The sequence below is a fragment of the Streptomyces sp. NRRL B-3229 genome (assembly GCF_000719505.1).
GTDB classification, from domain to species: domain Bacteria; phylum Actinomycetota; class Actinomycetes; order Streptomycetales; family Streptomycetaceae; genus Streptomyces; species Streptomyces griseorubiginosus.
Genome location: NZ_JOGP01000018.1, coordinates 333,885 through 347,514 on the forward strand (window position 1 = coordinate 333,885; position 13,630 = coordinate 347,514).

10 protein-coding genes are annotated in these 13,630 nt (G+C 73.3%); 5 read left to right on the forward strand and 5 right to left on the reverse strand.

The window, feature by feature from the left end; genetic code table 11:
- Positions 1-55 precede the first annotated feature (55 nt).
- Both IF54_RS0127515 and IF54_RS0127520 read right to left on the reverse strand, forming a co-directional pair.
- Positions 56-2,848: a SpoIIE family protein phosphatase/ATP-binding protein gene (locus tag IF54_RS0127515; protein ID WP_078852120.1), complete on the reverse strand. Its 2,793-nt coding sequence runs from the start codon at positions 2,846-2,848 to the stop codon at positions 56-58.
- Positions 2,849-3,079: 231 nt separating this feature from the next.
- The gene (locus IF54_RS0127520; RefSeq protein ID WP_030323394.1) at positions 3,080-5,833 is read right to left on the reverse strand and encodes a SpoIIE family protein phosphatase; all 2,754 of its coding nucleotides are present in this window, start codon (positions 5,831-5,833) and stop codon (positions 3,080-3,082) included.
- A 335-nt stretch (positions 5,834-6,168) separates the two neighbouring features.
- On the opposite strand from IF54_RS0127520, the gene IF54_RS0127525 reads away from it, so the two are divergent.
- The 5 genes from IF54_RS0127525 (at position 6,169) to IF54_RS0127545 (ending at position 9,899) form a co-directional block, all read left to right on the forward strand.
- Positions 6,169-7,347 carry a DSD1 family PLP-dependent enzyme gene (locus IF54_RS0127525; RefSeq protein WP_030323396.1) on the forward strand — a complete coding sequence of 393 codons (1,179 nt, stop codon included), beginning with the start codon at positions 6,169-6,171 and terminating at the stop codon, positions 7,345-7,347.
- Between the two features lie 57 nt (positions 7,348-7,404).
- Positions 7,405-7,767 carry an ArsR/SmtB family transcription factor gene (locus IF54_RS0127530; RefSeq protein WP_030323402.1) on the forward strand — a complete coding sequence of 121 codons (363 nt, stop codon included), beginning with the start codon at positions 7,405-7,407 and terminating at the stop codon, positions 7,765-7,767.
- Entirely contained in the window at positions 7,760-8,398 is a 639-nt protein-coding gene (locus IF54_RS0127535; protein WP_030323405.1) for an SRPBCC family protein, read from the forward strand. Before IF54_RS0127530 ends, IF54_RS0127535 begins: the two co-directional genes overlap by 8 nt.
- Before the next feature lie 28 nt (positions 8,399-8,426).
- Positions 8,427-9,215: a maleylpyruvate isomerase family mycothiol-dependent enzyme gene (locus tag IF54_RS0127540; RefSeq protein WP_030323408.1), complete on the forward strand. Its 789-nt coding sequence runs from the start codon at positions 8,427-8,429 to the stop codon at positions 9,213-9,215.
- Between the two features lie 153 nt (positions 9,216-9,368).
- A complete protein-coding gene (locus IF54_RS0127545; protein ID WP_030323410.1) occupies positions 9,369-9,899 on the forward strand; it encodes a hypothetical protein in 531 nt (176 codons plus the stop codon).
- Between the two features lie 51 nt (positions 9,900-9,950).
- On the opposite strand, the gene IF54_RS0127550 is transcribed toward IF54_RS0127545, so the two are convergent.
- Genes IF54_RS0127550 through IF54_RS0127560 form a run of 3 tightly spaced genes read right to left on the reverse strand, consistent with a single transcriptional unit; the run spans position 9,951 to position 13,504 of the window.
- A complete protein-coding gene (locus IF54_RS0127550) occupies positions 9,951-10,514 on the reverse strand; it encodes a hemerythrin domain-containing protein (RefSeq protein ID WP_030323411.1) in 564 nt (187 codons plus the stop codon).
- A gap of 51 nt (positions 10,515-10,565) precedes the next feature.
- Positions 10,566-11,015 (reverse strand): hypothetical protein, encoded by a 450-nt coding sequence (locus IF54_RS0127555; protein WP_030323413.1) that lies wholly within the window; start codon positions 11,013-11,015, stop codon positions 10,566-10,568.
- Positions 11,012-13,504, reverse strand: coding sequence for a molybdopterin oxidoreductase family protein (locus IF54_RS0127560; protein WP_030323415.1), 2,493 nt, complete (start codon positions 13,502-13,504; stop codon positions 11,012-11,014). The genes IF54_RS0127555 and IF54_RS0127560 overlap by 4 nt, the downstream gene beginning before the upstream one ends.
- Positions 13,505-13,630 lie beyond the last annotated feature (126 nt).

Below are 13,630 nucleotides of genomic sequence, written 5' to 3' on the forward strand. Positions count from 1 at the left end.
CATAAAAACGCCTTATGAGGGGTCGCCGCATCAGGGGCAAGGGGGTTGACAGGGGTCAGGGCAGAGGCTGTTCCGCCCAGATGACCTTGCCCGCGGGGGTGTACCGGGTGCCCCAGCGCTCGCTGAGCTGGGCCACCAGGAAGAGCCCGCGGCCGCCCTCGTCGGTCATCGCCGCGTACCGCAGATGCGGTGAGGTGCTGCTGCTGTCGAAGACCTCGCAGATCAGGGAGCGGTCGAAGAGCACCCGGACCCGGATGGGATCGCCGCCGTAGCGGATCGCGTTGGTGACCAGCTCGCTCAGGATCAGCTCCGTGGTGAACGCGAGTTCCTCCAGGCCCCACCGGGACAGCTGCCGCGACACGGACGCCCGGAGATCCGAGACGGCCGCGGGGTCGCCGGGGACCTGCCACTCGGCGATCCGGTCCGCCGCCAGCGCCCGGGTGCGCGCCACGATCAGGGCGATGTCGTCGATGGCCCGGGACGGCGGCCGCGCGTCCAGCACGGCCCGGCAGGTGTCCTCCGGGCTGGGCCCGGACCGCTCCAGTGCCGCGCGCAGCAGCTCCAGACCCACGTCGATGTCGCGCTCCCGGTCCTCCACGAGCCCGTCCGTGTAGAGCACCAGACGGCTGCCCTCGGCGAGTTCCAGGTCGGCCGTCTCGAACGGCAGGCCGCCGAGGCCCAGCGGCGGACCGGCGGGCACGTCGGGGTACTCGACGCTCCCGTCCGGGTGGACGAGGGCGGGCGGCGGATGGCCGGCGCGGGCGATCGTGCACCGCCGGGTGACCGGGTCGTACACGGCGTACAGGCAGGTCGCGCCGGTCACCGGGGAGTTGCCGCTCTCCTCCGCCTCGTCCTGGTCGATCCGGGCCACCAACTCGTCCAGCAGGGCCAGCAGTTCGTCGGGCGGCAGATCGAGGGCGGAGAAGTTGTGCACCGCGGTGCGCAGCCGGCCCATGGTGGCCGCCGCGTGCAGTCCGTGCCCCACCACGTCACCGACCACCAGCGCGACCCGGGCTCCGGACAGCGGCAGTACGTCGAACCAGTCGCCGCCCACCCCCGCCTGCGCGGGCAGGTACTTGTAGGCGATGTCCAGGGCGTCCTGCTCGGGCAGCCGGCGCGGCAGCAGACTGCGCTGGAGCGTCACCGCCATGGCGTGCTCGCGGGTGTAGCGGCGGGCGTTGTCGATGGAGACCGCGGCCCGGGTGACGAGCTCCTCGGCGAGGGTGACCTCCTCGGTGTCGAAGGGCTCCGGCTTCTCCGAGCGCCAGAAGCTGACCGTGCCGAGCACGAGGTTGCCGGCCCGCAGGGGGACGGCGATCAGCGAGTGGATGCCGTACTCCATGACCTGGGCGGAGCGCTCCGGATCCTGCGCGTGCCAGCCGGTGGCCTCGGCGAGCCGTGGTTCCAGGACGGCCTTGCCGCTGCTGATGCCACGGGCCTGCGGGGCGGAGTCGACCAGGGGAATGCGTTCGCCCACCTTGTACAGCGGGGCGTCCTCGCGGATCCCGCTGAGCGCGGTGCGGCGCAGGGTGGTCGCCTCCTCCGGCTCGCCGCCGCTGAGCACCGGGTCGAACAGGTCCACGGTGACGAAGTCCGCGAACCGCGGCACGGCCAGTTCGGCCAGCTCCTCGGCGGTGCGGGTCACGTCCAGGCTGGTACCGATGCCGACCGTGGCGTCGTACAGCATGTCCAGGCGCTCGCGGGCGACCTCGGCGCGCCCGGACAGGGCACGCAGCTCGGTGGAGTCGCGCAGGGTGGCGACGCTGCCGGGCGGGCCGCCCTGGATGTCGGTGGGCCGCTGGTTGACCGCGAGGAGCCGGTCCCTGACCCGGTGCACCTCGTCGGTGGCGACCCGTCCGGAGGCCAGCAGTCCCGCGATGTCGGCGGGCAGGGCGAGGTCGAGGACGTGCCGTCCCTCGGCGTCGGCCGGCAGGTCGAGGAGCCGGTGCGCCTCGTCGTTGGCGAGCAGCAGCCGGCCCTCGCCGCCGACGATCAGGACGCCCTCCCGTACGGCGTGCAGGACCGCGTCGTGGTGCTCGTACATGCGGGTCATCTCGTGCGGTCCCAGACCGTGTGTCTGGCGCAGCAGACGTCTGCTGACGAGGTAGGTGCCGGCCGTGGCGAGGGCGAGTCCGACGCCGGCGGCCATCAGGAGCAGCGGCAGCTGCTGGTTGGCGGTGCCGCCCACCTTGGCGGTGGTGATGCCCGCGGACACCAGGCCCACGACCTTGCCGTCGGCGTCCTTGATCGGGACGACGGCCTGCACGAGCGGTCCGATGGTGCCGTTGATGTCCTCGGTGGTCACCCGCCCGGCCAGCCCCGGGCCGATGTCCCCGACGAACTTCTTGCCGATGCGGTCCGGCTTGGGGTGGGTGTAGCGGATCCCGTTGGTGTCCATGACGACGATGAAGTCCACGTCCGTCGCCCGGCGGGCCGCCTCGGCGCGCGGCTGGAGCACCGCCGACGGGTCGGGGCTCTGAAGGGCCTCCAGTGTGCCCGGCGCGTTGGCGAAGGCCTGTGCCACGGCGACGGAACGGTTGCGGGCCTCCACGGTGCTGTCGTGCCGTACCTGGAGCACCAGTGCGACCACCGCGGCCACGACGAGCAGCAGGACGATCACCACTTGCAGGACGAACACCTGTCCGGCCACGCTGCGTCCGCCGACCGCTGCCCCCAGGGGCCCCTGGCCCCGCCGGATCCGGGGCCCGTCGCGCTCCACCCGGGTCGGTGAACTGCCCCGCGCCGGGCGCTCGTCCTGGTCGTGCGTCCGGTCGGGTGTCTGCGGTGGGCGGGGACCGTCGGGGCGACGGGCCGACCCGCCCCCGGAACGGCCCGGGAGTCGGACCATGTGCCCATGTCTACACTGCCTCGCCCCAGGAGGCGAGGGGCGTCACAGGGTGTGACAGAACAGCGACAGAGCCTTCAGCGTGTGCACGCAGAGCGACGCCGGGCGGCGCGACGTGGGCGAGAGGCTGGGCCCGTGCGGGGCGACCGGTCGAGGGTGTCCCGGGTACTCGGTGCGACCCGCTGACGGTGTCCCTGCGTACCCGGTGCGACCCGCCAGCGACGTCCCGCGTCCTCAGTGCGGCCCGCCCGCAGGCGTCCCGCGGCGGGTCGCGAGGAGCAGGGCGATGTCGTCGGGCCGGTCGGTGGCGTGCCGGGCGGTCGCCGTCAGCCGGTCCGCGACGCCCGCCAGGAAGCGCTGGCCCGGACGGGCGGGTGCTCCGGCCTTCGCCAGTGCCACCCGCAGCGCGGTGATCCCCTCGTCGATGTCGTGGCCGGGCCGCTCCACCAGTCCGTCCGTGTAGAGCGCGAGGACCGCGCCCGGGTCCACCTGGAACTCGGAGACCGGATAGCGGGCCCGCGGGTCCACCCCGAGCACGACCCCGCCGGGCAGGTCCAGGACCCGGGTGCGGCCGTCGGCCTGGCGCAGCAGCGGGGGCGGGTGCCCGGCGCGGGCTGCCCGGGCCAGCCCGGTGGCGGGATCGAGGCGGATGTAGCAGCAGCTGGCGAAGAGCCCGGGGTCGAGGTCGATCAGGAGGTGGTTGGTGCTGCTCATGACCTCGTCGGGCGACCGGTCGCCCAGTGCGAACGCCCGGACCGCGCTGCGCAGTTGGCCCATGGTGGCCGCCGCCTGCACACCGTGCCCCTGGACGTCCCCGATGACCAGGGCGAGCCCGCCGCCGGACTCGACCACGTCGTACCAGTCCCCGCCGACGTCCATCCCCGCGGTGCCCGGCAGATAGCGGCCTGTCGTCTCCAGCTGCGGGTGCGCCGACAGCCGGCGGGGCAGCAGGACCTGCTGAAGGCCCCGGGCGAGCGCGGTCTCCGACTCGTAGCGCTGCGCCTTCTCCATGGCGTGGGCGATGAGTCCGGCCAGCGCGGTGAGCACCGTGCGTTCCTCGGTGGAGAAGCTCCGGGGCCGGTCGAAGCCGAGGATGCAGGAACCGACGGACCGGCCGGAGGCGATCAGCGGCAGGAAGGCCCGCGCACCCTCGGCCGCGTCCAGGGCGATCCCGGGGTACGCGGCCGTCAGCTGCTCCATGGAGTCGAAGAACAGCGGCCTGCCGCTGGTGAGGGTCTCCACGCCCGGCAGGCGCGTCTCCAGCCCCACGCCGTCGAAGGGCGAGAGGAAGCCCTTGGGGAAGCCGGTCTCCCACTCCAGGTACAGATGGCGGTCCTGGAGCAGGTAGATCGCGAGCCGGCGGCCGCCGAACGCCGGGAGCAGCTCCCGCATCACCACGGCGGAAACCTGTCGGACGGTGACGGCCTCGTTCAGCGCGATGGCGAGGGCGATCGGCCGGTACAGGGGTGCCAGCGCGCTCCCGCCGACCTCGGCCGCCTCGCCGTCGCCACGCGCGGCAGGACTGTCCGCCACCCCGCTCGCGGGCCGCACGGTGCAGGTCAGCCGGTCGGGCCCCGGGTACACGGACAGCGCCAGCCAGTCGCCCTCGTACGGCTGGGGGGCGGGCTCGGTGTGCTGCGGTGACGGTTCGGGTGGCAGTTCGCTGTCCGGGGCGGAGGCGGGCTGATCGAGGTTCTGCGCGGAGGCGGGCTGATCGAGGTTCTGCGCGGAGGCGGGCTGATCGAGGTTCTGCGCGGAGGCGGGCTGATCGGTGTCCCGGGTCCGTGGCTCGGAGTCGCCGCCCGCGGTGGCCGGCTGCCCATCCTTGTCCCCGGCCACGGGCCCGGTCTCCTGCACCGGCCGGTTCGGCGCGGGTTCCGGCGCGGGAGGCCGTTCGAGGTGGAAGTGGACCGGGTCCGGGGCCAGCAGGGCCGCGCGCAGGTGGTCCTCGAAGTCGGGGCGGCCCAGCCAGGGCACGGCCTCCCACAGGTCACGGCCGACGAGCTCGGCACGGGGGCGGCCGAGGAGCTCGGCGGCGCGCGGATTGGCGTAGACGACCAGGCCCAGCCGGTCGAGGCAGAACACTCCGTCGGGCAGCAGGTCCGCGGCTGAGTCGGCGGTGGGGGCGGGGCCCGGCGCCACGACCACGCCCCTCACCTCGGGGGCGGCGGGCGGCTCGTAGGCGTTCCACAGATCCAGCAGCCGCAGTTCGCCGTCCGTGTCCCGCAGGTAGAGCGGCAGCGCGGGTGGCCGACCGGCGGCGGTGTCGCGCAGGGTGCCCAGGATGCGGTGGGCGTCGCTGGGGGCCACCGCGTCGGCGAAGGCCTCGGCGGTGCCGGGGAACTCGCTCGGCGGCACGCCGAGGAGGGTGTGCAGGTCCTCGTCGAGGGTGATGGCGGTGGTCGAGGGGTCCCAGGCGAAACGGCCGACGCGCCCCACGGAGGTGGACGCGGTCGGCGGCCGCAGATACATCGGCTCACCGTCCCAGGCGACCTGGTCTGCGTCCTGCTCCTCCAGGACGCGCAGGGCCGCACCCAGCTCCTGGGCGAGCCGCACCACGCGGTCGCGCCCCGCGAGCACCTCGGACGCGTCGGCGACGGCCGGGCGCAGCACGGTCAGCACGCCGTACGTGGTGGATCCGTTGACGACGGGTACGTAGAGCGAGCCGAAATGGAAGGGCAGGCCGGCCGCGAACTGCGGATAGCGGCGCATGGTCTCGGTGGCGTTCGGCAGGATCACCTGGACGCCCAGCCGGTAGGCGTCCGCAACGGGGAACGGGCGGTCGACGTGCATCCGCCACCAGGGGCGGAACAGGGGACCGGGCAGACCGGACAGGACGGCGAGCCTGAGCAGTCCGGGCGTGCGGGAGCGCAGATAGACCCCTCCGGCGTGGCCGCCGGCCGCACTGATCGCCTCGGTCGAACTGTCGATCAGCAGCGCCGCCAGCCGCCCGGCCGTGGGCTGTGCCTCCTTGACGCTCCCAGTCATCGGCCCTACCTCGTCCGTGCGCCGTCCTGCGGGCGACACAGCAAGAATGCGCCACCAGGCCACCGGCCCGCACCCGGGCGGCCCATATGTATACCTCGATCACCCCGCTGGACAACTGTCGGTCAGGCTCTTAGATTGGCTGTCCAGATCTGGACAGCCAGTCCAATCGAGGTGGCGGGGCGGTGGGCGGACAGGCGCGGCGCGTCGTCGAGGGTGCCGACCGGCACCGCATCGCCGAGGCCGCCGCATCACCCTGGCCCTCGGTCGTATGTTCCCGGGGTGGCAGGTGGACCGCCGGGGCCACATCGCCCCATTCCCGAGGACGGACTCCCCGCGTGACTCCCGACACCCACCCCGCGGCCGCCGACCGGCTCACCCTGGCCGACCCCGACACCCCGTTCGCAGTGGTCGACGTGCACCGGGCCCGGCGCAACATCGGGCGGCTGGCCGCCAGGGCCGGCCGGCTCGGCGTCGTCCTGCGCCCGCACGTGAAGACGGCCAAGAGTCTCGACGTCGCCGCCCTGCTGCACGAGGGCGCCAAGCCCTGCCCGGTGACCGTCTCCACCCTGGCCGAGGCGGAGGCGTTCGCCGAGGGCGGGTACACCGACATCACCTACGCCGTCGGCATCGACCCCCACAAACTCCCGCGCGTCCTCGCCCTGCTGCGGCGCGGGGTGACCTTGCGCGTGCTGCTGGACAGCGCGGAACAGGCGGAGTTCGTCGCCGAGGCCTCCCGCCGGGCGGGCATCCCGGTGCCGGCCCAGATCGAGATCGACTGCGACGGCCACCGCGGCGGTCTCAGGCCCGACGCCCCCGAGCTTCCCGGGATCGGCCGCGTCCTGCACGAAACGGGCTGCCTGGACGGCGTGCTGACGCACGCCGGAGAGTCGTACTTCGCCCCCACCGCCGAGGAGCAGCGGCTGGCCGCGCTGAACGAACGGGACAGCGCCGTCGCCGCGGCCGGACGACTGCGCTCGGCCGGCCTGCCCGTGGTCACCGTAAGCATCGGCTCCACCCCGACCGCCCACGCCGCCGAGGACCTCGCGGGCGTCACCGAACTGCGCGCCGGCACCTACGTGTTCTTCGACCTGGTGATGGCGGGTCTCGGCGTCTGCACACTCGACGACCTCGCCCTGTCGGTCGTCGTCACGGTGATCGGTCACCGCCCCGAGTACGGCTGGATCGTCACGGACGGCGGCTGGATGGCCATGTCCCGCGACCGCGGCACCGCCGCCCAGGCGCAGGACCAGGGATACGGCCTCGTCGCCGACCTCTCCGGCACCCTCCTCCCGGGCCTGGTCATGACGGCCGCGAGCCAGGAGCACGGCACCCTCACCGCCCGCGAGGGCGTTCCCCTCCCCGACCTGCCCATCGGCACCCGCCTGCGCATCCTGCCCAACCACGCCTGCGCCACGGCGGCTCAGCACCGTGGCTACCACGTCGTCGACGGCTCCCGGCCGGCCGGCGAGGCGCTCGCTGTGGCGGGGTTCTGGAACCGGGTCAGCGGCTGGTGACCAACCGGCGGAACCGTTGCCTATAAGGCTTGGCTTATATAAGCGGCGGGTGGCATAGTGGGTCGCGTGCACGCGTTCGACGTACTCGGAGATCCGGTCAGGCGCCGGATACTGGAACTGCTCGCCTCGGGGGAGCAGGCGTCGGGCGAGGTCAGTGCCGTGATCCGGGACGAGTTCGGGATCTCCCAGCCGGCCGTCTCGCAGCACCTCAAGGTGCTGCGGGACAGTGGCTTCGCCTCCGTCCGCGCCGACGGCAACCGGCGGCTCTACGCCGTCGACGCCGCACCGCTGAGGGAAGTCGACGCCTGGCTGGAGCGCTTCCGCGGCTTCTGGGACCAGCGGCTCGACGCGCTCGGCACGGAACTCGCACGCGGCAAGCGGGAGCGCAGACGGCAAGGAGAGGTGAGCCGAGATGAGTGAGATCGCCGACGAGATCAACCGACTGCACCGACGGGTCGGCACCCGGCAGGTCGAGACCGGCGAGGCCCGGACCGTCCTGCTGCGCCGCACCTACGACGCAGAGATCGCCGACGTGTGGGACGCGGTGACCTCCCCCGAACGCATCGCGCGCTGGTTCATGCCGGTCAGCGGCGAGCTCAAGGTCGGCGGCCGCTACCAGCTGGAGGGCAACGCCGGTGGCGAGATCCTCGAGTGCGTGGAACCCGAGCGCCTGAGGGTGAGCTGGCTGTTCGGCCCCGACCCGGGATTCAGCGAGGTCGAGGTGCGCCTCACCCCCGAGGACGGGGAACGGACCGTCCTCGAACTCGAGCATGTGTCGGTCGTACCGGATGAGTTCTGGGACCAGTTCGGTCCCGGTGCCGTCGGAGTCGGCTGGGACCTCGGGCTGTACGGCCTGCGGCTGCACCTCGCGGGCCGCGGGCTCAGCAAGGAGGAGGCCGCGACCTGGCACACCACACCCGACGGGCGCACGTTCATCACCGGCTCGGGCGAGAGCTGGGGCGAGGCCTATGCCGCCTCCGGCGCGGACGCCGGGACGGCTGCCAGGACGACGGCCGCGACGATCGCGTTCTACACCGGAACCGAGGCCTGACGGGCGCATGGCGGCGATGGGGGAAGCCATGTCGACCTTCGACTTCGACGAGCACTGCGAGGCGATCGTCGCCCAGACCCGCCTGCTCGTCGACCACGCCGAGGGCGCCGACCTCACCGCGCCGGTGCCCACCTGCCCCGGCTGGCACCTCGGCCGGCTGCTGCGGCATGTGGGCGGCGACCACCGCTGGGCGGAGGAGATCGTACGGACCCGGGCCACGGGGCCGATCGACGACGACCGGGTCAACGACCCGGCCGCCTACGCCCACCTCGACGACTGGGCGCTCGGCGACTGGCTGGTGGAGGGCGCCGACAGGCTGGCCGGAAGTCTCCGGGCGGCCGGCCCCCACGTGCGGGTGTGGACGCCCGCCGACGAGGATCTGGTCGAGCCGTGCACCGGGTTCTGGGCCCGCCGCATGGCCTACGAGACCCTGCTGCACCGCGCCGACGCGGCCCTGGTGACCGGCGCGGAGTTCGTGGTCGACGAGCGGCTCGCGGCGGACGCCGTCGAGGAATGGCTGCTGTTCTCGACCGTCCCCGAGGCCTACGAGTCCCTCCCGGACGTGCCCGAACTGCTCGGACCCGGGCGCGCCCTGCGCTTCGACGCGGGAACGGCGGGGGAGTGGCTGGTCGACCTCGGCGGGGAGCGGCCGCGATGGCAGCGGGGCGGCGGCAAGGCCACGGCCATTGTCCGCGGACCCGTGACCGACCTGCTCCTCTTCCTCTACGACCGCCCCGCGCCCGGCGTCGGGACAGCAGGCGACTCGCGGCTGCTGGATCTGTGGCTCGAACGCACCCGGTTCTGGCTGGAGGCCTAGCGCGAGAAGTCCCGGCTGGGAGCCCGGCATGAGAGGGGCCGGTGTGGCCGAAACCACGTGCCCGACGAGGTCGGAGCCATGTCGTCCTCCCCGGCCCGCGGGCTACCGTTTCGGCCAGACCCCCCTTCCACCGGCAATTCGGGCGGCCCGGCAGTGCATGCAGATCTCTCCCCGGTCATCGCGGCGACCGCCCACTGGCTCAACCGCGCCTATCCGCCCTCGGGGGGCGCGCTGGCCGCCGCGCTCTGCGAGGTGCAGGCCCGGCAGGCTGTGACGGTCGCCGCGTGGCTGCGCTATCCGACCGCGACGGATGCCGCACTGCTCGGCTTGGCGGGCCCGGGCGGCGCCGCCCGCCTCGACTGGGTCACCGGCGCGGACGCCGACGACGACCGGGACGGCGAGGAGCACGCCTGGCGGACCTGGGTCGACGAGGTCGTGGCCAGCTGGGCGGCCTGCCTGCTCACCGATCCCGAACTGGCCGGACTGGCGGTGACCGAGATCGCCGCCGGGGGCGAGCACACGACGGCCACACCGGCCGCGTTCCGCCGCCTGCTCACCCCCGACGCCACGGACCGCCACGCGGCGGCCCTGCTCAGGCACCCGGACCTGCTCGCGCCGGTGGCCGGGCTGCACCGGGACCAGCTGCTGGCGCGGCTGGGCTCGGACGAGGCACTCATCGCCTGAGGGCCCGCGCCCTTGAGTGAAGGAGCGCCTGAGGGGCTTGTGCCGTGGACGTCAGCCCTCCTTGCCGCGGCCCGAGAGAGCGTCCCTCAGCCGGTCGACCAGCCCGGCGCCGGGAGCCAGCAGCTTGTTCGCCGGAGGTGTGTCCGGGGCCGACGGATGCGGGCGGGTCGGCGCCATCTTCTTGGCGCGGCGCACCTTGTCGCCCAGGTCGTCCAGCTCCTTCTCCGAACAGGCGACCCGCAACTGCGGGAAGAGGGTCTGCTCCTCCTCGGCGATGTGCGAGCGGACCTCGCTCATCAGCTCCCCCACGAGCCGGTCGAACTCGGGGTCGTCCGCCGCGCAGCCCTCCAGGTCCTTCATGAGCTGCTCGGCCGTGGAGTGGTCCTCGATCTCCCGGTCCGCCATGGTGTTGCCGTTGACCATGTGTTCCCGTACCGCCGGGTACAGGTACTCCTCCTCGGCCACCGAATGCCGGATCAGCTCCATGGTGACCTGGTCGGCGTACACCTTCCGCTTCTTGTCGCCGGGCGACAGCGCCTCGATCTTCCCGAACAGCTCCTCGACCTCACGGTGATCGGTCACCAGCTCGTCGATGACGTTTCCTCCGTGTCCCATGTTCATCACCTCCGGCCCCCGAGTGCCCGGGGTCGCACCCCTTATTCCTGGTCACAGGCTTGTCAGCAGCTGCGGGGACACCTGTTTGACCATGGTGTCGCTCCAGCGCAGCTGCCGCAGCGTCTGCGGATGGCACGCCGACACCAGGCCCAGCAGCCGCTCGTCCCGGCTCGCCTGGGCGGCCTGCGCGAGCATCTGCCAGTGCAGCGAGTTCTCCGTGGCGGCCAGATGCAGGGCGCGCAGGTCGTGCAGGAGCAGCAGAGCGCCCGGTCCCTCGGCGGGGAAGGGCTCGGGGATCTCGTCGTCGAGGCGCAGCCCTTCGCCCGCGGCGAGTTCCGCGAGCCGTTCGGCGTGCTCTCGCGACCAGGCCGCGAGGTCGGTGGCGACGTGGTGGACCTCGTGCTCCTCGGCGTGCCGCCCGGCCGCGGCCGAGAGATCCCGGGCCAGGCGCCGCTCTCCGCGGTGCAGGGCGCGCAGGACATGCGCGATGCCGTCCTTCATGACGTGCCTCCCGGCTCCGCCCGGCCCGGGGCCTCGCCATAGCCGGGACTCTGGGTCGCGTACGCCTGCCGGCCACCTGCCGTGACCGGCGCCGCGTCGGGGTGAGCCGGGGCCGACGCCGTGGTGGTGGGGGCCGGCGCGTGCCGGCCGTCGGCGCGGGCGACGAGGGTGAGGTCCGCGGCCGCGGTCTTGAACAGGGGCTGCTTGGACGCGGGGTCCCAGTCGGTGATCGTCGTCTCGTTCGCGGCCCGCCCCGGACCGCCCCCGTCCGGGCCGTCCCCCTCCTTGGTGTCCCAGTAGCCGTAGTGGAAGGGCACGAACAGCAGCCCCGGCCGGATGCCGGTGACCCGCAGCCGCCCCTCCAGGCCACCGCGCGGGGTGGTGACCTTCACCAGGTCGCCCTCGCCGAGCCCGAGGCGGTCCGCGTCCGCCGCGCTGATCTCCCCCCACACGTCGGGCGCGGCCTCGTCGAGCTGGGCCACCCGGCCGGTCTTGGTGCGGGTGTGGAAGTGGTAGAGGGTCCGGCCCGTCGAGAGCTGGAAGGGGTACCGCTCGTCGGGCATCTCGTGCGGCTCGATGTACGCAGCGGCCTTGAGCACGGCCTTGCCGTCCGGGTTCAGGGAGCGGTACTCCACCGGGTCCACGGCCGCGCCGGTCTCCAGGTCCTTGCCGTAGCTCTCGCAGTCGTCCGGGTGGGCCCAGGTGATGCCGGCCGTGTAGAGACGCGGGGTGCCGTCGGGCCGTTCCGCGGTGCAGGGCCACTGGATGCCACCGGCCTCGCGCAGGCGGTCGTAGGACAGGCCCGTGTAGTCGCAGGGCCGGCCCGCGCTGCACCGCTTCCAGGCCTCGAAGGCCTCCTCGGGCTCCCGCCAGCCGATCAGCGGTCCGCCGTCCTTGTCGCGGAAGTCCATGCGCCGCGCGAAGTCGAGGAAGATCTCCAGGTCCGGCCGCGCCTCGCCGGGCGGCTCCACCGCCTTCTCGCACAGGTGGACCGTCCGGTCGGCGTTGGTGATCGTGCCGGTCTTCTCGCCCCAGGTCGCGGCGGGCAGCACGACGTCGGCGAGCCGGGCGGTCTCCGTCAGGAACAGGTCCTGTACGACCGTGAAGAGCCGGTCCTGCGCCAACAGGGCGCGGATGCGGGCCAGTTCGGGCAGGGACACCGCCGGGTTGGTGCCGCTGATCCACAGCATCCCGATCGAGCCCTGCTCGGCGTAGCGGAACATCTGCATCGCGTGCGTGGGCGGGGCGAAGTGCGGAATCCGGTCCGGCTCGACGTTCCACACCCTCGCCAGGTCGGCGATGTGCTCGTCGTTCTGCCAGTTACGGAAGCCCGGCAGGTCGCCGTCGGCGCCGCACTCGCGGGTGTTCTCCGCGCTGGGCTGTCCGTTCATCTGGAGCACGCCCGCGCCCGGGCGGCCCAGCATGCCGCGGATCAGGTGCAGGTTGTTGATCTGCACGGCCGCGGCGGTGGCCTGGTGCGCCTGGTAGACACCCTGGAGGACCGTGGACAGCAGGGCCTCGGCCGTGCCGACGAGTTCGGCCGCCTCGCTGATGCGCGCGGCCGGCACGTCACAGATGCCCGCGGCCCACTCGGGTGTGCAGGAGGAGATCCGTTCGGACAGTTCCTCGAAGCCGACGGTGTGCGCCTCGACGAAGTCGTGGTCGACCCGGTCGTGCCGGATCGTCTCGTGCAGCAGGGCGTTCAGGAGCGGCACGTTGGTGCCCACCCGCGGCGCCAGGTGCACGGCCGCGTGCCGGGCCACCTGGGTCGGGCGGGGGTCCACGCACAGCAGCCGCGGCGGATCGGCGCTCGCCAGCCGGTCCAGGACCCGGGCCCACTGCACGGTCTGGGTCTCGGCCATGTTGTGGCCGAACAGGGCGATGACGTCCGCGTGGTCGAGGTCGTCGAAGCTGCCCGGCTGGCCGTCGCAGCCGAACGACTCCTTCAGTGCCTCGGCCGCGGTCGCCGTGCACAGCCGGGTGTTGCCGTCGAGGTGGTTGGTGCCGATGCCCGCCCGGGCCAGCACCGCGAGCGTGTAGTAGTCCTCCAGGAACAGCTGACCGCTGGTGTAGAAGCCGATCGAGCCCGGTCCGCGCTCGTCGAGGAGTTCCCGGGCACGGGCCGCCACCAGCTCCATCGCGGTGTCCCAGTCCGTCTCGACCAGGTGCCCGTCACGCCGGACGAGCGGCCTGGTCAGCCGGTCCTGTGAGGCGTTCGCCTGCCAGCCGAACAGGTCCTTGGGCCCCAGCCGGCCGCGGTTGACCCGGTCCACCGCCCGTCCGCGCACTCCCGCCATCCGGCCGTCGACCACGGCGATGTCCATGGCGTCACCGCCGGAGTGCAGCAGCGAGGCCGCCGGTACCCACCGCTCGACCGCGCTGGGGTCCACGCCTTCCGCGAGGAACGTGTCCACCCTGGCCGGCCAGGACCCGTGGCGTCGGTACGGCGTCCGGGCGCCCCAGGGATCGGCGATCCGGTCCGCCTTCATCGCGGCCTCCTCGACGAGTCGCGCTGACCGCTCCTGAGTACCCCCGCCCCCAGGCCGGTAACGGTTGCCCGGGTGTAAGCCGCCCCGCTCGATGGAACCCGGACCGGGACGCGGAACGTGACCGGA